14 protein-coding genes are annotated in these 21,917 nt (G+C 61.1%); 7 read left to right on the forward strand and 7 right to left on the reverse strand.

The genetic code is table 11. The features are described 5' to 3' along the window. The first annotated feature begins 120 nt into the window (after positions 1 to 120). Entirely contained in the window at positions 121 to 1,446 is a 1,326-nt protein-coding gene (locus tag ACZ89E_RS29140; RefSeq protein ID WP_149658025.1) for an APC family permease, read from the forward strand. A gap of 458 nt (positions 1,447 to 1,904) precedes the next feature. Here ACZ89E_RS29140 and ACZ89E_RS29145 read toward each other — a convergent pair whose 3' ends face one another. Genes ACZ89E_RS29145 through ACZ89E_RS29165 form a run of 5 tightly spaced genes read right to left on the reverse strand, consistent with a single transcriptional unit; the run spans position 1,905 to position 10,297 of the window. Beyond that, on the reverse strand, positions 1,905 to 3,311 hold the full coding sequence (locus ACZ89E_RS29145) for an ATP-binding protein (protein ID WP_476256887.1): 1,407 nt from the start codon (positions 3,309 to 3,311) through the stop codon (positions 1,905 to 1,907). Then, entirely contained in the window at positions 3,308 to 5,119 is a 1,812-nt protein-coding gene (locus tag ACZ89E_RS29150; protein ID WP_476256888.1) for a DAHL domain-containing protein, read from the reverse strand. Before ACZ89E_RS29150 ends, ACZ89E_RS29145 begins: the two co-directional genes overlap by 4 nt. Further along, positions 5,116 to 6,075, reverse strand: a complete 960-nt coding sequence (locus ACZ89E_RS29155; RefSeq protein WP_476256889.1) for a cytochrome-c peroxidase — start codon at positions 6,073 to 6,075, stop codon at positions 5,116 to 5,118. Before ACZ89E_RS29155 ends, ACZ89E_RS29150 begins: the two co-directional genes overlap by 4 nt. 44 nt (positions 6,076 to 6,119) lie before the next feature. Next, complete coding sequence (locus ACZ89E_RS29160) at positions 6,120 to 7,994, reverse strand: putative bifunctional diguanylate cyclase/phosphodiesterase (protein WP_149658021.1); 1,875 nt, start codon at positions 7,992 to 7,994, stop codon at positions 6,120 to 6,122. Continuing rightward, positions 7,991 to 10,297 carry a putative bifunctional diguanylate cyclase/phosphodiesterase gene (locus tag ACZ89E_RS29165; RefSeq protein WP_149658020.1) on the reverse strand — a complete coding sequence of 769 codons (2,307 nt, stop codon included), beginning with the start codon at positions 10,295 to 10,297 and terminating at the stop codon, positions 7,991 to 7,993. The genes ACZ89E_RS29160 and ACZ89E_RS29165 overlap by 4 nt, the downstream gene beginning before the upstream one ends. Positions 10,298 to 10,553: 256 nt before the next feature. Here ACZ89E_RS29165 and nosR point away from each other — a divergent pair, with 256 nt between their 5' ends. The 4 genes from nosR (at position 10,554) to ACZ89E_RS29185 (ending at position 13,698) form a co-directional block, all read left to right on the forward strand. After that, positions 10,554 to 11,915 carry a response regulator c-di-GMP phosphodiesterase, NosR family gene (gene nosR / locus ACZ89E_RS29170; RefSeq protein ID WP_149658019.1) on the forward strand — a complete coding sequence of 454 codons (1,362 nt, stop codon included), beginning with the start codon at positions 10,554 to 10,556 and terminating at the stop codon, positions 11,913 to 11,915. A 190-nt stretch (positions 11,916 to 12,105) separates the two neighbouring features. Next, positions 12,106 to 12,528: an NUDIX hydrolase gene (locus ACZ89E_RS29175; protein WP_476256890.1), complete on the forward strand. Its 423-nt coding sequence runs from the start codon at positions 12,106 to 12,108 to the stop codon at positions 12,526 to 12,528. Between the two features lie 25 nt (positions 12,529 to 12,553). After that, entirely contained in the window at positions 12,554 to 13,192 is a 639-nt protein-coding gene (locus ACZ89E_RS29180; protein WP_149658017.1) for a LysE family translocator, read from the forward strand. A gap of 2 nt (positions 13,193 to 13,194) precedes the next feature. Then, entirely contained in the window at positions 13,195 to 13,698 is a 504-nt protein-coding gene (locus ACZ89E_RS29185) for a GNAT family N-acetyltransferase (protein WP_149658016.1), read from the forward strand. Positions 13,699 to 13,833: 135 nt separating this feature from the next. Here the strand turns inward: ACZ89E_RS29185 and metR are convergent, their stop codons facing one another. Beyond that, positions 13,834 to 14,751 carry a transcriptional regulator MetR gene (gene metR / locus ACZ89E_RS29190; RefSeq protein WP_123515140.1) on the reverse strand — a complete coding sequence of 306 codons (918 nt, stop codon included), beginning with the start codon at positions 14,749 to 14,751 and terminating at the stop codon, positions 13,834 to 13,836. 107 nt (positions 14,752 to 14,858) lie between these two features. Here metR and metE point away from each other — a divergent pair, with 107 nt between their 5' ends. Then, the gene (metE, locus tag ACZ89E_RS29195) at positions 14,859 to 17,171 is read left to right on the forward strand and encodes a 5-methyltetrahydropteroyltriglutamate--homocysteine S-methyltransferase (protein WP_476256891.1); all 2,313 of its coding nucleotides are present in this window, start codon (positions 14,859 to 14,861) and stop codon (positions 17,169 to 17,171) included. Positions 17,172 to 17,276: 105 nt separating this feature from the next. Here metE and ACZ89E_RS29200 read toward each other — a convergent pair whose 3' ends face one another. After that, positions 17,277 to 20,519, reverse strand: coding sequence for a hypothetical protein (locus tag ACZ89E_RS29200; protein WP_476256892.1), 3,243 nt, complete (start codon positions 20,517 to 20,519; stop codon positions 17,277 to 17,279). 266 nt (positions 20,520 to 20,785) lie between these two features. On the opposite strand from ACZ89E_RS29200, the gene ACZ89E_RS29205 reads away from it, so the two are divergent. Beyond that, positions 20,786 to 21,805, forward strand: a complete 1,020-nt coding sequence (locus ACZ89E_RS29205) for an alpha/beta fold hydrolase (RefSeq protein WP_149658013.1) — start codon at positions 20,786 to 20,788, stop codon at positions 21,803 to 21,805. Positions 21,806 to 21,917: the final 112 nt, after the last annotated feature.

Raw genomic sequence — 21,917 nt, forward strand, 5'->3', positions numbered from 1 at the left:
CGGACGCAGAGCGTCCATTGAGGCATTCCCACGCAGAGCGTGGGAACGATCACACAACACCCCGTACCTTGCGCCGAACTCGGCTCTGCCATAAATCTAATAAATTCGGAGTAGTCGCTCATGGCTCGTTTGCAACGCACCCTGTCATTGGGTTCGGTGGTGCTGTTCGGCATCGCCTACATGACGCCGATCATTGTGCTCGGCACCTTCGGCATCCTCGCTCAATCCACCGCCGGCATGGTCCCGGCCGCTTACCTGGCGGCGCTGGTGGCGATGTTCTTCACGGCCATGAGCTACGGGCGCATGGCCGCCGCGTTCCCGGTGGCCGGTTCGGCCTACAGCTATGTGCGCAAAGCCATCAGCCCGAAACTCGGCTTTATCGCCGGTTGGGCGGTGCTGCTCGATTACCTGTTCCTGCCGATGGCGATCTGGCTGATCGGTGCGGCTTACCTCAACTCCGCCTTCCCGGCGGTGCCGCAGTGGATCTGGGTGTTGGCGTTCATCGGCATCACCAGCGCGATCAACATCGTCGGCCTGAAACTGGCCAACGGCATCAATGCCTTGCTGATGCTGGTGCAATTTCTGGTACTGATCGCTTTCGTCGCCCTGTGCGTGCATTACATCGGCGGCGACGCGAACACACCGTTGTGGACGATCAAACCGTTCTTCAACGGCGACATGCAAATGCCGTTGATCATGAGCGGCGCGGCCATTGCCTGTTACTCGTTTCTCGGTTTTGACGCGGTCAGCACCCTGACCGAAGAAACCCGCGACCCACGCCGCACCATTCCCCGGGCGATCATGCTGATCACCCTGATCGGCGGTTTGATTTTCGTCGGCGTGTCGTACTTCGTGCAGATCGCCCATCCGTCGTTCCAGTTCGACAGCGTCGACTCGGCGGCTTACGAAATTGCCCGCAACATCGGCGGCGACCTGTTCGTCTCGATCTTCCTCATCGGCCTGATCGTCGGCCAGTTCGCGTCGGGCCTGTCAGCCCAGGCCAGTGGTTCGCGGTTGCTCTTTGCCATGGGCCGCGACGGCGTGCTGCCCAAATCGTTTTTCGGCACGTTGCATGAACGCTTCGGCACGCCGGTCAACAGCATCCTGCTCTGCGCCGTGGTGGCGTTGCTCGCGCTGAAACTGGACGTGACCACCTCGACCTCGTTCATCAACTTCGGCGCCTTCCTGGCCTTCAGCCTGGTGAACCTGTCGGTGATCTTCCATTACTGGATCGGCGGCGAGAAAAAAGGCCCGCGTGAGCTGGTGCTGTTCCTGGTGTTCCCGTTTGTTGGCCTGGTGGCGGACTTGTGGCTGATGGTCAGCCTCGATCACCTGGCGATTTACCTGGGCCTGAGCTGGCTGGCGATTGGCGTGGTGTACCTGGCGGTGCTGACGGGCGGGTTCCGTCGCCAGCCGCCGGAGATGGATTTCCAGGAAGCCACGTAACGACACAACACCCTGTAGGAGCGAAGCTTGCTCGCGATGGCGTCGGGTCTGACACACCGCGTCATCGTTCTTCGCGAGCAAGCTTTGCTCCTACGGTGACGGCGGTATGTCAGTCAACATTGATGTTGAATGTGCAGCCGTCTTCGCGGGCAAGCCTCGCTCCTACAGGGGGCTGGTGTTCAGCTTGCCAGTTTGGTCTGGCGCACCGGCAGTTCGACGCGGAAGGTTGTGCCCGTCCCGACGACGCTGCGCACGGAAATATCCCCGTGGTGCTTTTTCACGATCCCGTACCTGTAGGAGCAAAGCTTGCTCGCGATGGCGTCGGGTCTGACACACCGCGTCATCGTTCTTCGCGAGCAAGCTTTGCTCCTACGGTGACGGCTGTATGTCAGTCAACATTGATGTTGAATGTGCAGCCGTCTTCGCGGGCAAGCCTCGCTCCTACAGGGGGGGGGTGTTCAGCTTGCCAGTTTGGTCTGGCGCACCGGCAGTTCGACGCGGAAGGTTGTGCCCGTCCCGACGACGCTGCGCACGGAAATATCCCCGTGGTGCTTTTTCACGATCCCGTACGACAGCGACAGCCCGAGCCCGGTGCCCTGGCCAATCGGTTTGGTGGTGAAGAACGGGTCGAAGATTTTCTGCAAGGTCTGCGGCTCAATGCCCGAGCCGGTGTCGGCGACTTCGATCCACACGGTTTCACCCGCCATCCCGGTGCTCAGGGTGATGGTGCCGCGTTCCGCCCCGATGGCCTGGGAGGCGTTGACGATCAGGTTCATGATCACCTGGTTGATTTGCGACGGCAGGCACTCGATTTCCGGCAGCACCTGATAGGCCTTAACCACGTCGGCCTTGTACTTGAGTTCGTTGGCGACGATGTTCAGGGTCGAGTCGATGCCCTGATGCAGGTTGGCCCACTGCCATTCCTGGTTCGAGTCCACCCGGGAAAAGTCCTTCAGGTCCTTGACGATCTGCCCGACGCGGCTGATGCCGTCCTTGGACTCCTTGATCAGCAGCGGAATGTCCTCGCGCAGGAACTCCAGCTCGATGCGTTCGCGCAGCACGCCCAATCGCTCCATCACCTCGGTTGAAGTAATCGCCTGTTCGGCACTGCGATAGGCGTCGAGCATTTCCTGCAGTTGCTTGAAGTAGCCTTCCAGGCATCCGAGGTTGGAGGAAATGAAGCCGATGGGGTTGTTGATTTCATGGGCGACGCCGGCGGCCAGTTGCCCCAGCGAGGCGAGTTTTTCCGATTGCACCAGTTGCGACTCAAGCTGTTTGCGCTCGTCGATTTCCCGCTGCAAGGCTCCGCTGGCCTGTTTGAACTCCGTCGTGCGCTGGTCCACCAGGTGCTCCAGGTGGTGCATTTGTACCGAGGCCCGTTCGGTCATGTCCCATTTGGTCAACAGGGTATTGGCCATCTGCTGCACTTCAATATTGTCGAACGGTTTTTTCAGGATCAGCAGCCGGTCATGGGCCTGCAGACGGTCGAGCAGTTCATCCCACGAGTAATCGGAATAAGCGGTGCACACCACCACTTGCAGGCGCGGGTCTTGCTGCCACAAGTGTTCGATGGTCTGCGCGCCGTCCCAGCCATCGGGCATGCGCATGTCGACGAAGGCCATGGCGTAGGGACGGTTTTCCTTCATGGCGAACTTGAGTTTGCCCAGGCCTTCCTGGCCGCCGAAGGCCGAGTCCAGTTCGAACAGGGCGCTGGCGGATTTGACTTCGGCGCCGAACAGCGCCACTTCCATCTCATCCAGTTCCACGTGTTGCACCGGGTTCGGGGTGAGGATCTTGCGAAAGTCGACATGAATGGACGGTGTGTCATCGATCAACAAAATGCGTCGATTCGAGAGTTCGCTCATGCGTCACCTGCTACGGTTTTCAAAGGGATCTGCAGCGTGAACTGTGCGCCTTTGCCCGGTCCGTCGCTATGGGCGGTGAGGTGGCCGTTCATCTCGATGGCGGCCAGGGCACAACTGTGCAGGCCGAAACCATGGCCTTCCTTGCGGGTGGTAAAGCCGTGGGCAAAGATTCGCGTCATGTTTTCCTTGGGGATGCCTTCACCATCATCCTTGACGCTGACTTGAAGAACGCTGTCGTCGACGATTTTCACCCCAAGGGTCATCTGTCGTGGACGGTCGCTGAGGTCAGACATCGCGTATTTGGCATTGCTGATCAGGTTGATCAGGATCAGCAGCAAGCGGTGTTTGTCACCCATGACCCGGGGGACTTCGCCGTATTCCTTGACCACCGTGACGTGGTGTCGGGTCAGGGCGCCGGAGTTCATGCGCAGGGCGTCCTCCAGCAATTCGCTGATGTGCACCGGCTCCATCAGGCTGTTGGCGCCCGCGTAGGACTGCTGCGTGGCGACGATGTCCTTGATGTGGTCCACGCTTTTGGTCAGCTGCGCCAGTTCGTCGGTCATGCCCTGTTGTTCGAGGGCAATGGCGTCCACCAGTTGATTGAGGTAGCCGGGGAGCAATTTGCCTTTGGCATCCTCGGTCAAAAAGCTGCCCAGGTCCGCAGCGTGTTCGTTGATCAGTTGCATCGCCTTGCCCAGCCCCAGGGCCTTGCTGCCGCGCAGTCTGCGGGTGACCAGGTCGGCGGAGATGTTCACGCTGTTGAGCACGTTGCCGACGTTGTGCAACACGTTGGTGGCGATCTCGGCCATGCCGGCCTGGCGCGCGGTGTCGAGCAGTTCGCTCTGGGTATCGCGCAGTTCCCGGGTGCGTTCTTCGACCCGCAGTTCCAGGTCGTCGTTAGCGGTTTGCAGCGCTTTGTTGACGCGGCTGATCTCGGTGTAGCTGCGCATCAGCCGAATCGCCAGGTACACCAGCACCAGCACCAACAGCACGGAGAACACCAGCATGTAGAAGTGATAGCGCTGATACACCGCATCGGACTGCCGCTGGTCGTCGTTGAGCAAACCGGTGATGTCGTCCAGGCGTTCGGCCACGGGGATGGCTTCGATGTTTTCCAGCAGGCGGTTGACGATCGGTTGCTCCCGCAGGATCAGCGCGATGTGATTGCTCAAAATGTCGATGGGGCTGTGGAACGGTTCTGGCAACCGCAGTTTGTTCACCCCCAGTTTGTTCAGGCCGACCAGGATGTCAGCGGCCTTGTCGTCCGAGGTCACTTGCGCGAATTCGAGTGCGCTGAGCAGCAAGTCATAGGTGTCGGTGGCGATGTTCTGCAGTTGCAGTTGGTCGCCATCCACTACTTGGGCCAAGGGTTGCTGAATGTCGTCCTCGGCTGTGGGCAAAAACGCCAACGAGTTGCGCAGTACCGCGTTGTGGGACTTGAACTGCTCCACCAGTCGGGTTTTTTCCTGGATGGCGGCCAGGTAGGCATCGTGGCTGTCCTTCCACGCGGGCGAGTCCTTGCGCCCATGGCTCGATTCCATGTTTTCGAACCGGTCCCACAACTGCGTCATCTCGGTCAGGGGTGTGACCAGTGGATCGTAGTTGTGATTGAGGGTGATCCGCGCCTTGAGAATCTCGGTTTCCCATTGCGCGTTGAGTTGTTTCATCCGCCCGATCAAGTCCCGGGAGTCGGTGTAGGCCGAGGTCTGGTCGGAACTCGATTTGAGGTACAGGAACAACAGAATCGAGGCCAGGGCCAGGGCCACCAGGCTGAGCAGCGCCAGGCTGCGACGGCGGGACATTTTCATAATGGCTTGCCCTCCCATTCACCGGTCAGGGTCTTGAGGAACAGGATGATCAGGGCCTTGTCGTCATTCGAGGGCACGCGGCCGAGCTGGTACTTGAACATCACATCCACCGCCTCTTCGAGGGTTTTCGCCGAGCCGTCGTGGAAGTACGGCGCGGTCACGGCGACGTTGCGCAGGCTCGGGACCTTGAACACATTGCGGTCCTCCTCATCCTTGGTCACCAGGTAACGTCCCAGGTCGGTTTCGGTGGGGTTGCCCCGGGCCTGGAAGTAATCGCCCATGACCCCGAATTTCTGGAACATGTTGCCGCCGATGTTCACCCCTTGATGGCAGGAAATGCAGCCGTACTCCTTGAAGCGCTGATAGCCGTACTTTTCTTCGAGGGTGAGGATGTCGGTATTGCCTTGCAGGTATTGATCGAAGCGCGAATTGGCGCTGACCAGCGTGCGCTCGTAGCTGGCCAGGGCGTTTTGCACATTGCCCATGGTCACGCCGTCCGGGTAGGCGCTGGCGAACGCGGCGTGGTAGGTCGGGTCGGCGCTCAGGGTTTGCACCACGTGCTCCCAGTTGCTGCCCATTTCGCTGGGGCTCTGCACCACTTCGTGGACCTGGGCTTCCAGGGTGGCGGCACGGCCATTCCAGAACTGGCGGAAGTTGAGGGAGGCGTTGAGCACGCTCGGGGTGTTGATGGCCACCGGTTGGCCGTTGAAGCCGATGGAGAACTGTTTGTTATCGGCGCCACCACTTTCCAGGCGATGGCACCCGGCGCAGGACACGCTGTTGTTGACCGACAGGCGCGGCTCATTGAATAACTGGCGACCGAGTTCGACCCGCTGGGGATTCTGCTGCGGCACGGGAGGTAACGGTTTGAGCGGTTCGTTCAGCGGTGCGCCGCTGGCGCTCAGGCAGATCGCCAACGCAAACACCGCAACGGCAAAGGCAGGGTTGGACGACATCGAATAATTCCTTGGCGGTTGGCCTGGGTGTGGTCGTGCGTCGCTCATGTCTGGGCTGAAGGCAGCGGCTTCACCAACATCAAATAATGCGCAAAAGCGTCCGGCGCCACGGCTTTGCTGAAGTAGTAACCCTGGCCTTCCTCGCAGTGGTGGGCCTTGAGGAAATCCAGTTGTTCGAGGGTTTCGATGCCTTCGGCGATCACCGTCAGCTTGAGGCTCTTGCCCAAACTGATGATGGCGCTGACCAGGGCGGCATCGCTGCTGTCCCGGCTCAGGCCGCGGATGAATGACTGGTCGATTTTCAGCACATCAATGGGAAACCGGCGCAGATAACTGAGGCTGGAATAACCGGTGCCGAAGTCATCGATGGCCAGGCGCACGCCCAGGGCCTTGATCCGGTTCAGGGCGGTCACGGTGGCGTCGACGTTCTGCATCAACACGCCTTCGGTGATCTCCAGTTCGAGCAAGGTCGGGTCCATCCCGGTCTGCTTGAGGATCAGCTCGATGCTCTCGACAAAGTCGCGCTGGCGAAAATCGATGGCTGACACGTTCACCGAAATGCAGATTTTCGGCAGCCCGGCGGTCTTCCAGATACACGCCTGGCGACAGGCCTGGGCCATCACCCATTTGGTCAGCGGCACAATCAAACCGCTGTCTTCGGCCACCGCGATAAAGTCCGAGGGATAGACCCAGCCTTGTCCCGGTTTTTTCCAGCGGATCAGCGCCTCGGCGCCCACCACCTGGCCACTGCCCAGGTCCATTTTCGGCTGGTAGTGCAAGACAAATTCGTTGCGCTCCAGGGCCAGCCGAATCCCCGACTCAATGCTCTGCTGCTCCCGGGCCCGCTGGTTCATTTCGTCGATGAAAAAACTGAAATCGTTCGGGCCGTTTTCCTTGACGTTGCGCATCGCGGTTTCGGCTTTCTTGATCAGCACGATGGCATCGAGGCCGTCCTCGGGATAAATGCTGATCCCCAGGCTGGCGGTCACACTCAGGTCGTGGCCGGCGATGTGTTGCGGCGCGCGGATCGCGTTCAGCAGTTTTTCCGCGATGCCCTTGGTCTGCTGCGGGTGGCGGATATCGGCCAGGATCACCACGAACTCGTCGGAGCCGTAGCGAAACACCGAGTCGGATTCACGCACCGTGGCCACCAGGCTCTGGCCGACGCGTTTGAGCATCTCGTCGCCGGCCGGGTGCCCCAGGGCATTGTTGATGCGCTTGAAGCGGTCGAGGCCGAGAAACATCACCGCCAGTTGTTTGTCATGGCGCCGGGACAGGGCCAGGGACTGGTTCAGCCGATCGCCGAGCAAGGTGCTGTTGGGCAACTCGGTGAGGATGTCGTATTGCAACAGGTGCGAGACCTTGAGCAGCTCATGCACCCGGGCCTCGATGGTCTGCTCCAGGCTCAGGACTTTCATCGCCGCGTCCTGGGCCATCTGCCATTTCCAGGTCAGGGCGCTGGCCATCTGGCGGATTTCCAGGCTGTCGAAGGGTTTTTTCAGCACCAGTAGCTGATCGCCGAATTCGAGCCGTTCGGCCATGGCTTCCCAGCTGTAATCCGAATACGCGGTGCACAGGGCGATTTGCAGGCTGGGATCGGCCTTCCACAACTCTTCGATGGTTTCCAGCCCGTCCCAACCCGGCGGCATGCGCATGTCGGTGAACGCCAGGGCATACGGGCGACCTTCGGCCCGGGCGCGCTTGACCAGTTCCAGGGCTTCCTGGCCCTGGTAGGCGGAATCGAGCTGGAAGGTCAGGCGGTCCGGTTGCAGCGTGCCGAACAACGCTTCCTCGGTGCCGGCCAGGATCTGTTCTTCTTCCGCGTCGGGGTCGAGGATCTTGCGGAAATCCAGATGGATCGACGGTGTGTCATCAATGATCAGGATGCGCCGGTTGGTCCGCACGAAGGGTGTCTTCATCCGTTGTCCTCCGTGGACCGCGGCAAGTTGCCCGAGGTCGGGCCGGTTTCGCTGCCCGAGGGCATGATGCTCCCGGCTTTCAGCAGTTCGGCGGCTTGTTGGCTGCTGACCGCTTTGCTGAAGAAATACCCTTGGGCGTTCATCGGCGAACCTGTGGCCATCAGCGAACTGCGTTGCTCCTGGGTTTCGACACCTTCGGCAATGATTCCGATCCCTACGTCACGGGCGAAATTGATAATCGCCCGCAACGTGTTCGCGCTCGCCGGGTCCTGGGCGGCGGTGTCAATAAAGGCCTGGGCCAGTTTCAGGTGGTTGACCTGGTAGGTCTTGAGGTAATCGAACGAGGAATACTCGGTGCCGAAGTCGTCGATGGCGATCTTCACCCCCAGCTCCCGCAGGCGCGGCAGCACATCGTTGTGGGTCCATTTGGTCTGGGCCAGGGTCGCTTCGGTGACGTCGAAGCGCAGGTCCCAGGGGCACAGTTCCCAACGCGCGGTGGTGCGCAGCACGTCGTAGATCAGTTCGGGGCCGCTCTTGAGCTGGGCCAGGGACAGCTTGATCGCAATCACCGGCGGCGCCATGCCTTCGTCGCGCCACTGGCGCATCTGCTGGCAGGCGTGGTCCAGCACCCAATGGCCGAGGGCGACGATGGTCCCGGTTTTTTCCGCCGCCGGCAGGAACGCCGGGCCTTCGAGCAAGCCGCGGGTGGGGTGGTTCCAGCTGACCTGGGCTTCCATGCCGAGGATCTTGCCGGTGCTCAGGTCGACTTCGGGCCAGTAATGCAGCTCCAGTTCTTCGTTGTCGATGGCGGTTTTCAGGTCGCTGGCGATGGTCATGCGCTCGACCACCTCCTGATTGATCTCCTCGGAATGGAAGTGGTACTGATTGCGGCCCTGCTCCTTGGAACGATACAGCGCCATGTCGGCCTGGGTCAGCAGGCTGTCCGCACTGAGCATGTCCGGGGTGCAGCTGCTGATGCCGATGCTGACCGACGCCCGCACATCGTTGCCGCCCAGGGAGTAGGGCTGCACCAGCGCATCGCGGACCTTCACTGCGAGTGCCGCTGATTGGGTCGGGTCGCTGACATCGAGTTGCAGGATCGCGAACTCGTCACCGCCCAGGCGCGCGACTACGTCGTTCTCGCGCACGCAGGCCTTGATCCGCCGGGCGACTTCTTGCAGCAACAGGTCGCCCACCGGGTGGCCGAGGGTGTCGTTGATGCGCTTGAAGTGGTCCAGGTCCAGGTAAAAAATCGCAAACGCGGTGGCGCCCCGACGATTGGCGGCGAACGCCTGGTGCAGGCGCTCGATCAGGGTCGCGCGGTTGGCCAGCCCGGTCAGCCCGTCGGTGCGGGCGAGCAGGGCGATTTTCTCTTCGGCGAGCCGGCGTTCGGTGATGTCGAGGATGATGCCTTCGACTTCCAGCAAGCGACCTTCGGCGTCACGCACCGGGATGTAGCGGTTCTCGACCCAGCGCCAGGCACCGTCGCCGGTGCGCATGCGGAACTCAATGGACGCGCCCTCGGCATGCCGGTCCAGCACCCGCTCCATGGCGATGTCGACCTTGGACAGGTCGTCCGGGTGAATCAGCTCCTTGGACCAATTGGCCGACGCCACCAGTTTGGCCGCGGTGTGCCCGTACTTGGTGATGTTGTGGGAGATGTACATCAGCGGGAACGACGGCTCGCCGCGCAGTCGATAGAGGATGGTCGGGCTGTTTTGCACAATGATGTTGGCATCGGACAGCTCCAGGGTGCGTTCTTCGACGGCTTGTTCGAGCAGCGACATTTTCAGCGCCGCGTCTTCGGTCATCTGCCATTTGGCGGTCAGCGCACTGGCCATCTGGCGGATTTCAATGGCATCGAAGGGTTTTTTCAGGATCAACAGGCGATCGCCCAGCTCCAGGCGTTCGTCGATGTCTTCCCAGGAATAGTCGGAATACGCGGTGCACAGCGCCACTTGCAGCTTGGGGTCGACCTGCCACAGCCGTTGGATGGTTTCCAGGCCGTCCCAGCCCGGTGGCATGCGCATGTCGATGAAGGCCATGGCGTAGGGCATGTCGTTGGCCAACGCCGTTTCGACCATGTCCAGGGCTTCGAGGCCCTGAAAGGCCGATTCGAGGGTAAAGCTTTGCAGCGTGATGGCCGCCGTTGATCCGAAAAGCGCCCGTTCAGTGTTGTCCAGGTCGTCGTCTTCAATCGACTGCGGGCTGAGGATCTTCGCGAAATCCTGATGGATAGAAGCGGTATCGTCGACGATGAGGATTCGCCGGTTAGTCCGTGCCAGGAGCGCATTCATAGGCATGAGCCCTGGGCGACAGCGGTTCGAAACGGTCTGTTCATAGGGGCATCCTTTCCCTGATCACCTGGCCGAACGGTTGCAGATTGTGGATCCGAGTGACCTGAGCATAGTCCTTTGTCCGGAGTTCGCTTGGGGGAATGGAATGAATGAGTTGCGGGCAGTGTCTGAAAATCATCTAGCCTGTAGCTCAGGCTCCGGCAAGAGTGGATGTTTGCCGGGGGCTGACACGCGATAGGCCCGTTTCACTCGAGGTGACGCCATGGAAGAGCAACTCCCTACGACTTTGACCGATAAACCCAAGGTGTTGCTGGTCGACGACGAGGAATCAATCCTCAGCAGCCTGCGCCGGCTGTTACGCGGCCAGCCCTATGACGTATTGCTGGCCACCAGTGGCGCCCAGGCCCTGGAAATCATGGCGCAACAGCCCATTGACCTGGTGATGAGCGACGCGCGCATGCCCAATATGGATGGCGCCACGTTGCTGGCGCACATCCATCAGCTGTACCCGGCGACCACGCGCATCCTGCTCACCGGCTACGCTGACCTGCCGACGATCATCAAGGCCATCAACGACGGGCAGATCCACCGTTACATCAGCAAGCCGTGGAATGACGAGGAACTGCAACTGACCTTGCGCCAGGCCCTGGAGCACCATCATTCCGAAAGCGAACGCCGGCGCCTGGTGCAATTGACCCGGCAGCAGAACGATCAACTGAAAAGCCTCAATTCCACCCTGGAAAAACACGTCGCCGCGCGTACTTCCGAGCTGCAACAGACCGCCGACATGCTCGACCTGGCCTATGAAGAGCTCAAACACAGCTATGTCACCGGCACCGAGGTGTTCTCGTTGCTGGCCAACCTGCGCCTGCCGCCGGCGAAGCAGACCAACCGCCAGATCATCGAACTGGTGCGGGTGTACTGCAAACTCCACGGCCTGGACGAAGGCACCAGCCGCGACCTGACCATGGCCGCTGCGCTCTACAACATCGGCAAGCTGAGCTGGACTGACAGCATGATGATCACGCCGTCGGACATGCTGCATCACCTTGATCGCGACCGTTATCGCGAGTATCCGAAGCAGAGCGAGTCGCTGCTGATGACCCTCGACCCGATGAAGGACGCCGCCCGTCTGATCCTGCACCACCAGGAGCGCTGGGACGGCAGCGGCTTTCCGGACCGGCTCAAGGGTGAGGCGATTCCGCTGGGTTCGCGGTTGCTGAAACTGGCAGTGGATTTCATCGAACTGCAGCGCGGGTTGATCCTTGAGCGGCAGATGAACAGCGACGAAGCGCTGGTGTATATCCGCAGCTATGCCGGGCGGCTCTACGATCCCGAATTGGTCGAGGATTTCATTCAGGTCTGTTCCGCGTACCTCAGTGACGTGACGCTGGCCGACCCGTCGGTCAAAGTGCTGACCACCCGCGACCTGGCGCCGGGCATGATCCTGGCGCGCAACCTCAACGCCGACAACGGCATGTTGTTGCTCAATGCCGGCAAAGTGCTGAACGGGCCGCTGGTGGATAAATTGATTGCCTTTGAAACCATGGAAGGCGCCAAGTACAGCGTATTCGTGAAAATCCCTGAGGAAGTGGAAGCGTTGTTGGAGCGTGAAACCTCGTAGGCGTCTGCCTGACATAAAACCTGTGGCGAGGGGGCTTGCCTGTGGCGAGGGAGCTTGCTCCCGCTGGACTGCGAAGCAGTCCCCCTGCTTTTTGGGGCCGCTTCGCAGCCCAGCGGGAGCAAGCTCCCTCGCCACAGGCAAGCCTTGCTCCTACAGGTTATGCTTTTGGCCTTTTTACCGAGGCCAATTCATGTCAACTTCCCCCCGCATCATCCACATCGCCGCCGCCCTGCTGATCGGTCCCGACGGCCGTACCTTGCTGGTCCGCAAACGTGGCACCGAAGCCTTCATGCAACCCGGCGGCAAGATCGAGCCCCATGAGCGACCGGCCCACGCCTTGGCCCGGGAGCTGGAAGAAGAACTGGGCCTGGTCATCGACCCGGCGCACGCCACTTTTCTGGGCCAGTTCTCGGCGCCGGCCGCCAACGAACCGGGCTTTGTCGTCCAGGCCGAACTCTTTCTGCTGACCATCGACGCAGACGTCCGCCCGGCGGCCGAAATCGAAGAGGTGCGCTGGATCGACCCGGCCACCGACGGCCAACTCACGCTGGCGCCATTGACACGGGACGTGATCCTGCCGTTTTATCGAGCCTCGTTGACCGCGATCGCCTGATCAAGACAAGACCAAGGACTGCCCCATGATCCCGCTTCAAGACTGGCTGATCTTCGCCGCCGCCGCGTTGCTGATGGTACTGACGCCGGGGCCGAACATGATTTACCTGATCTCCCGTTCGATCTGTCAGGGGCGCAAGGCCGGAGTGACCTCGTTGCTCGGTGTGGTGGCGGGGTTCTTTGTGCATCTGTTCGCGGCGGCGGCCGGTTTGACGGCGGTGTTCCTGGCGGTGCCAATGGCGTATGAAGTGCTGAAATGGGCCGGCGCCCTGTACCTGGTGTGGCTGGCCTGGCAGGCAGTCAAACCCGGCGCGCGCTCACCGTTCGAGGCCCAGCAACTGCCGCCGGATTCGTCGCGCAAACTGATCACCATGGGCTTTCTGACCAGCGCCCTGAACCCGAAGATCGCGGTGTTCTATCTCTCGGTATTCCCGCAATTCATCAGCCCGGAACACGGCTCGGTATTTACCCAGAGCATCATCCTCGGGCTGACTCAGATCAGCGTGAGTTTCTGCGTCAACCTGCTGATCGCCGTGTTCGCGGCGGGCATCGCCGCGTGGTTCGTCAACAACCCGACCTGGCTGGCGGTGCAGCGCTATTTCATGGGTTTCGTGTTGGCGGCGCTGGCAGTGCGGCTGATGCTTGAGCAACGCAGGACGGCATGACCATGTGGATTGAACGACTGGATGCCAGCCATGCCCTGGACTATCGGGCGCTGATGCTCGAAGCCTACGACCTGCACCCGCAAGCCTTCACCTCCAGCGTGCGCGAACGCGCCGTCATGCCGCTGAGTTGGTGGGAATCAAGGCTGACCGGCAAGCTGGACGTGGTGTTCGGCGCCTTCGAGGACGGCCAGTTGGCAGGCATCGTCGGCCTGGCCTTCGAACCCCGGGAAAAAGCCCGGCACAAGGCAACGTTGTTCGGCATGTATGTGTCCGGCAAGGTCCGCCAGCGTGGCGTGGGGTTTGAACTGGTGCAGGCGGCGTTGGCCGAGGCGCAGAACCATCCCGGATTGAGGTTGATTCAATTGACCGTGACGGCGGGTAATGAAGCGGCGTTCAAGCTGTACCAGCGTTGCGGCTTTATCCAGTACGGGCTGGAGCCACTGGCGGTGCGGGTCGGCGAGGACTACTTCGACAAAATCCACATGTGGCGCGAGATCACCCCCTGATCTCCGGCGGGCGGGCTGTTGTGGCGAGGGGGCTTGGCCCCGTTGGGCCGCGAAGCGGCCCCAAAAAGCATAGGAGTGCTGCGCACTCCGACGGGGGCAAGCCCCCTCGCCACAAGGGTAGTGTTGTGTGATGGTTCAGCGAACGGCGCTGACGCCGTCGAGGGTCGAGAACGACGTGTCCTTCGCCGTCAGCAAAAAATCGCGCATGTACGGCGCATCCAGCATGTCCGCGCGAATCCCCGCGTACAGCGTCGCAAACAAGCCTTTCTCGCCCAGGCGCTTGGCCTTCACGTAACCCCGTGAGCTGTATTCATGCAGCGCCCAATGGGGCATGCCGCACACGCCGCGACCGCTGGCTACCAATTGCATCATCATCACCGTCAGTTCCGAGGTGCGGACCTGGGCCGGTTCGACGTCGGCCGGCTCCAGGAAACGGGTGAAGATGTCCAGGCGATCGCGCTCCACCGGGTAGGTGATCAAGGTCTCGGTGAGCAAATCTTCCGGGACGATATAGGCCTTGTTGGCCAAGCGGTGCTGATTGGCCACCGCAAGCATCGCTTCATAGGTGAACAGCGGCACGTAAGTGATCCCGGCCAGTTCCAGCGGATCGGAGGTCACCACCAGATCCAGATCGCCGCGAGCCAGGGCCGGCAGCGGGGCGAAGGAGAAACCCGAAGCCAGGTCGAGTTCGACTTCCGGCCAGGCGTCGCGGAACTGGTCGATGGTCGGCATCAGCCACTGGAAGCAACTGTGGCATTCGATGGCCATGTGCAAACGTCCGGCAGTGCCGCCGGCCAGCCGCGCGATATCCCGTTCGGCGCCACGCAGCAGCGGCAGGGTGGCATCGGCCAGTTGCAGCAGGCGCAGACCGGCGCTGGTGAAGCGCACTGGTTTGGTCTTGCGCACGAACAGCGGCATGCCCATGCGCTCCTCCAATTCCTTGAACTGGTGGGACAGGGCGGACTGGGTCAGGTGCAGGCGGTCGGCCGCATCCACCAGGCTATCGGCTTCGCGCAAGGCGTGCAGGGTCTTCAGGTGACGGATTTCAAGCACCGGGGGCTCCATGAGGAAAACTTGTGATCAACACGAAAAGGTTGAGTTTGTCTCATGTTGGCCTGGGTGTCGACAATAGGGCCATCTTTTACAAGGAGAACTTCACCATGGCTCTGGCCCACACACTTGGTTTCCCGCGCATCGGCGCTGACCGCGAACTGAAAAAAGCCCTCGAATCCTACTGGAAGGGCGATCTCGATCAGGACGCGTTGAAAGCCGTCGGCCGCCAATTGCGCGCCACCCACTGGCAGTTGCAGAAAGACGCCGGCATCGACCTGCTGCCGGTCGGTGATTTCGCCTGGTACGACCAGGTGCTGAGCCATTCCCTGGCCTTCGGCGTGGTGCCCGAGCGTTTCGACAGCACCCTGGACGCCGGCGGCCAGCCGAGCCTCGACACCCTGTTCGCCATGGCCCGTGGCGCGACCACCGCCTGCTGCGGCGGCGAACACCGCACAGCGCAATACGCCCAAGAGCTGACCAAGTGGTTCGACACCAACTACCACTACCTGGTCCCGGAATTCAGTGCTGACCAACCATTCAAGCTGAGCTGGGAGCAGCTGTTCGACGAAGTCGCCGAAGCCAAGGCCCTGGGCCACAACGTCAAACCGGTGATCATCGGCCCGCTGACTTACCTGTGGCTGGGCAAGGCCAAAGGCAATGACTTCGACAAACTCGACCTGCTGGAACGCCTGCTGCCGGTCTACAACGAAATCCTCGGTCGCCTCGCCGAACAAGGCGTGGAATGGGTGCAGATCGACGAACCGATCCTGACCCTCGACCTGCCCCAAGCCTGGAAAAGTGCCTTCGAGCGCGCCTATCACATCCTTCAATACTCGCCGCTGAAAAAACTCGTGGCGACTTACTTCAGCGGTCTGGAAGACAACCTCGGCCTGGCCGTCAGCCTGCCGGTGCAAGGCCTGCACATCGATGCGGTGCGGGCGCCGGAGCAACTGGGCCAGGTGCTGGATCGCCTGCCGACCTACAAGATTCTTTCGGTGGGCCTGGTCAACGGGCGCAACGTCTGGCGCTGCGAACTGGAGCAAGTGCTGGCGCAACTGCAACCGGCCCAAGAGCGTTTTGGCGACAACCTGTGGGTCAGCAGTTCCTGCTCGTTGCTGCACAGCCCGGTGGATCTGGCGCGTGAAGACAAACTCGATCCTGAGCTCAAATCCTGGCTGGCCTTCGCCGTGCAAAAGTGCGGTGAAATCGCCGTGCTGCGTGATGCCTTGAACAGCCCGCAATCGCCCAAAGTGCAAGCCGCTTTGGCCGAGAGCCGCGCGATCCAGGCCAGCCGCGCGCAATCGCCACGCATCCATAAAGCCGAAGTCCAGGCGCGCATCGCCGCGGTCGGCGCCCAGGACAGCCAACGGCATTCGCCGTTCGCAAAACGCATTGAACAGCAACGGGCACGCCTGCAACTGCCGGCGTTCCCGACCACCACCATCGGCTCGTTCCCGCAGACCGGTTCCATCCGTCTCGCGCGCCAGGCGTTCAAGCAAGGCAAGTTGTCGGCCAACGATTACACCGACGCCATGCACAGCGAAATCCGCCACGCGGTGCAAGTCCAGGAACGCCTGGGCCTGGATGTGCTGGTGCACGGTGAAGCCGAGCGCAACGACATGGTCGAGTACTTCGCCGAGCACCTGGACGGCTACCTGTTCACCCGGTTCGGCTGGGTCCAGAGCTATGGTTCGCGCTGCGTGAAACCGGCGATCATCTACGGCGACCTCAGCCGCCCGAACGCCATGACCGTCGACTGGATCACCTACGCCCAGAGCCTGACCGACAAGGTCATGAAAGGCATGCTCACAGGTCCCGTGACCATGCTGATGTGGTCGTTCCCGCGCGAAGACGTGTCGCGCAAAGTCCAGGCGCAACAACTGGCCCTGGCCCTGCGCGACGAAGTGACGGACCTGGAAAACGCCGGGATCAAGATTGTGCAGATCGACGAAGCCGCGTTCCGCGAAGGCTTGCCGCTACGTCGGGCGCAATGGCAGGAATACCTCGACTGGGCGGTGGAAGCGTTCCGTCTGACGGCCAGCGGTGTGCGGGACGAAACCCAGATCCACACCCACATGTGCTACAGCGAATTCAACGACGTGATCAAGGCGATTGCCGACATGGACGCCGACGTGATCACCATCGAAACCTCGCGCTCGGACATGGAATTGCTGGAGGCCTTCGAAGCCTTCGACTACCCGAATGACATCGGCCCGGGCGTCTACGACATCCACTCGCCACGGGTGCCGGACACGGCGCAGATGGTCAAATTGATGAGCAAAGCGGTGAAGCGCATTCCGGCGGAGCGCTTGTGGGTCAACCCGGATTGCGGCTTGAAGACCCGGGCCTGGCCGGAGACCGAAGCGGCGCTGGTGAACATGGTCGCGGCCGCAAGGCAGTTGCGCAGTCAGTTGGCCTGAGCTGATCGTTCCCACGCTCCGCCTGGAAACCCGCTGACCGAAGGCCGGTCAGCGGGTTTTTGGCCTTAGTTCATCCGCAGAATCTGGATCCACGCAATGATGTAGTCATTGCCGGTGCCGGTGGCCAGATCGTTGGAAATGCACAGTCGGTCGTTTGGGTGTGCGCGGGATAAAGTCCAAGGTGTAGTGGCGCATTTCGGCATGGTTGATGGTCAGGTTTGCAGTGGCGCGTTCATTGGTGTGCCATTTCAAGACGGGGACTGTGTACAGTTCCGGGTATCGCGCGACGTTGACCGTGAACGTGTAAGTCTTGCCCGGCGTCAGATTGTCGTAATCCTTGTAAAGGACGATCCCCTTCGAGGTATGGGTGTTGGTGTTGTTGAACAGCACGTATTGGCTGACCGGTTTGTGGACGAAGAAGCTAAGGTCATTAGGCCCAACCGCTGGTCCCTTCTGCCAGTAGTTGTAGTTCGGGTGGTAGAAGTTTGTAATGTCGAGCACCAGCCCTTCCTGCACTGTGAACGCGCGTGTCCCGGAGACCAGGTCGCTACCATCCGTGGTTCTTGCGATGAGGTTATGGGTGGCTACGCTGAACGTGCGCTCCGTAATGGTCCAGACCCCGCTGTCATTGACCCTGAACCGACCCAGGGACGTGTTGTTATCCATCACCTCTACCTCTGACCCCGCATCGGCCGTGCCGCTGATACTCAGGGCGCGGTAATACGTCGTTGCTCGATCAGCAACCACCGCGTCGCCAGCCGTGACGCTGGTGATTTCCGGTGTTTCATTCGCGTCATTCACGGTGAGCGTCAACTCCCGTGATGGCAGCTGCCGGATGCCCCGGATAAACAGGTAACTCACGATCACCACCCGGCCTCTGTTGGCCCGGATAAACGCTGTGTCCAGTGGAAAATCGGCCAGACCGTTGTCGTCCAATTCCACCGGGGCGAACGTCGGGGAACCGGCCCCGGGGGCGCCGCGCACAATCAATTGGACCTCATCGCCCGGACGGAACCCCGGAACGACGACCCGCCCCCTGGACCCTTGCGGGTTGTCTTTGGGCTCAAGCACGCCGCCCGGTGCGACGATCACCACGGGGGGAGGCAAGTCCGGTATGCCGACGCCAATGACCCGCGCGTTGGCAATTTTCGAGTCGGCAACGCGTACGTTGTTTCTGAATAGCGAATAACGACCGGTCACCTGTCGTCCGCTGATGACCAGGCGATTGGGCACATCCAGTATCAGCGGCAAGAAGGTGCCAAATTGGACGGCCACCGTCCCCGATACAGTGAAGTCACGGTCGGGAGGGCTGCTGTAGGTGGCGTCGACCCTGTCATCTTGCGCAAACAGAGGGGCGGCGGCCCTGATCACCATTTTCAGCGGCTCGCCGGCCATCCGCTCCAGGTCGATAAGGCTGGAGTCCATGTCGTTCGGGTGGTCGAAAAACACCGGAGCCGGGGGCCGCACGCCAGCGATATCGACATCAATAACGATATGTGCCGAGTACGGATCGGTCGGATCCGGGCCGTTGGTGATCTGGTCGTGTACGGTGTACTGGAGCAAAAAATCCGGACTGTCGCCGGCATTCTTGAAGTCTTGCGCCGTCAACAGGCGCTTGATGCAGATGGGCGCGCTGACACCGAACTCCGTGGCCTCGCTCGGCAAGACCTTGAAATGCAGCGTCGAGGTCCCCATTAGCAGCTCGATGTCGTCATGAGCCCGGCAGTACGGGTAACAAAAGCTTACTTCGACATCCTGCACCGCCCGAGCGGCGTCCAGGCCATTGTCGATGATGTCCTGGGGCAATTTCAGTTGCAGTTCCGAGTGTCCTGGCTCGGTGTTGAGGTCTTTGTTACCGGGGCGGATTTCGTTGTACAGGATGCTTAACGGCGGATTGGAACGCTCGGAGTTTCCGCTGACCCGGCTGACCATGGCGACCAGAAAGTTGACGGCTTGTGGGTTGAGCAGATGATTGGGGATTTTCATCAGGTGCCGGGCATTCTCTTGGCCTGTTCCAACGATGAGGGTGTCGCAAATGCTGCCGTTGAGAATGAGGTCGATGACATCCAGTTCCGCCCCACCGACCAGGGGGTCGATGATGACCAGGGCGCCATTCGGGTCCCGGTCATCGTAAATTCTGATCGAGACCCCGCAGTGCGCCCCGACCACAGGCTGAGTACTTCCCTGGACAATCGGCACATCGATCCTCAAGACACCGTTTTCGGGTGCGCTGAGTGCGCTGGCGAAGGTGTCGGCTTCCGGCTGAGGCTGCGCCTCACGGATCCTGCGGGTGTTACCCACGATGAGTATTTCCCGCGAAGGTAATGAGTGCGTGTCGCCGTTGCTGTCAGTGCGGGTAAAGGAAAGCCGGGCGCTGCCGCCGGCCAGGACCTGGACATCGGCGTTGGCAATCTTGAAAACCAGCGCCGATGGGGTCTTGAGGGTTTGTGTTTCGGTGAGCACGTGTGACACGCCTGTACGGTCCAGCCCTAACCAGAAAAGCGTCAGCGTATCGCCTGGGGCAAAGTCTTGCGTATCGAGACTGATATCGAGCCCCTGGCTCCCCAGTTGGCTCAGGTAGAGGGTGTCCTGCTCGTCAACACCTGCCACGGTCGGCGGTGCGGACTCGTTGGCTTCGCCCTGAATCGTGATTGATCGGCCCATTGAGTGATCCGTGGCGCTGTTACCGACGGCATCATCAATCCTGTAGTACAGCACGCCATCGCCAGCACCGTTCTCGGCCAGAATGTCTTTAGGCAGGATAAAGGTCAGGGCCTTTCCAACTTCATCGGCTTTCACGTTATGGGTTGTGGCGAACACGCCGCACACCAGCGTCACCACATCGCCACGGCACATGTTTTCGTAGGGGGCAATCGTGACCGGTACATCCTCCTGGCCGCTGAGCAGGGTCGAGCTGAGCTCCGGTGCCGCCAACAGTTGATGCCCCGGCGCGTCCGGGTCTGGATCGATGCCGCCGGGCAAACGGGTTTTGACCAGCACCTTCAACGGCACGGACCACTCGATATTCACTCGGTAAGTCACGCTGATCTCCCCTTCGGGGATCAGCTTGGCCGGGATGTACTGGATGATCGGCGCGCCCGCGTAATCTTCCTTGACCGGCAGCACCAGGACCAGGCGCTCGTCGATGTACACCAACACATTGTCGCCGGGTTTGATCGAGTCCGAATTGATGCTGACCTGCAATCCAGGCGCTTTGACCATGGCCTGATTGACGCCCGGGATCGCTTCATCGACAACGGGCAGCGCTGCCGGAATATCAATCGGCGGGCGCTGGCGGACGTTGGGACTGGGGAACGCAGGCTCTTGGTTACGGTTATCAGTGCTCATGATCCGGGCTCCGGTGGCGGGCGCATAAGTGGCAATGGGTACAGGGCTGATTGGATGCTTCCAGGCGGGACGTGGCTACTGTCAGAAATAACAGGTAGCGGGTGGTTTCCGATAAATGGTCATTGCCTTGGCGCAGGGGGGGGCGCAATCAGCGCCCATGACCGCTGGGCAATCTTCATCAAACTGTCACGCAACTGTGGCAGCGCGCTTGAACAAACTTCATCAGACTCGCGCTCTACTGGGGTTCTGCGTTTCGGTGTTTTTCAATGCGTGTATTTCTATTCCTGGCGGCGCTGCTTTTCAGCCTGCCGTCCTTTGCGGCCTCGCGTTGCGACGTCAATGTCCCGACTGAACATGTCGACCTGGACCAGGTCAGCCTGGCGTACCAGAGCATCGGCCGTGCCTCCGACCCCGCGTTGCTGCTGGTGATGGGCCTGGGCGGACAATTGATCCACTGGCCCGACGAGGTGGTGGTTGCCTTGTGTCAGCAGGGCTTTCGGGTGATTCGCTACGACAACCGCGATGTCGGGTTGTCGACCTGGCGCCAGGCCCCGGCCGACGCCAACCTGACCTTCGAAGTGCTGCGCTACAAACTCGGTTTGCCGGTGGCGGCGCCGTACACGTTGACGGACATGGCCGAGGACGCGCTGGGGCTGATGGATGCGCTGCACGTCGAGCAATTCCACGTGCTGGGCGCGAGCATGGGCGGGATGATTGCCCAGCACATGGCGGCCATGGCGCCGCAACGGGTCGAGAGCCTGACGCTGATCATGACCAGTTCCGGGGCCGAAGGCTTGCCGGCGCCGAGCGCGGCGCTGGTGCAGTTGCTGTCGCGCCGGGGCGCGCCGAACCGCGAGGTGGCGCTGGAGCAACAAGCCGATTTGCTCGCGGCCCTGAGCAGCCCGTCGGTGAGTGATGATCGGCAGGTGTTGTTGCAGCAAGCGGCGGCCTCGTATGACCGGGCGTTCAACCCTGAGGGTGTGAAACGCCAGATCATGGCGATCCTCGCCGAGCCAAGCCGCGTGGCGTTGCTCAATCAGTTGCGTGTGCCGACCCTGGTGGTGCACGGCACGGCGGATCCGCTGTTGCCGGTGATGCACGGCGTGCACCTGGCGGCGCATATTCGCGGCAGTCAGTTGAAACTGATTCCGGGCATGGCCCATCGTTTCCAGGAAGCTTTCAAGGAACCGCTGCTGGCGGCGGTGTTGCCGTACCTGCAAACCCACCGCGAAGACACCTCGCACTGGGCGCAGATCGAGCCGGTGGCCACCCCCAATCTCCTGTAACCCGCCAATCCCCTGTAGGAGCGAAGCTTGCTCGCGAAAGCGGTGTGTCAGCCAACATCCATGTTGAATGTGCTGGCCTCTTCGCGAGCAAGCTTTGCTCCTACAAGGGGAG

This window comes from Pseudomonas sp. TE3899, from assembly GCF_056279105.1.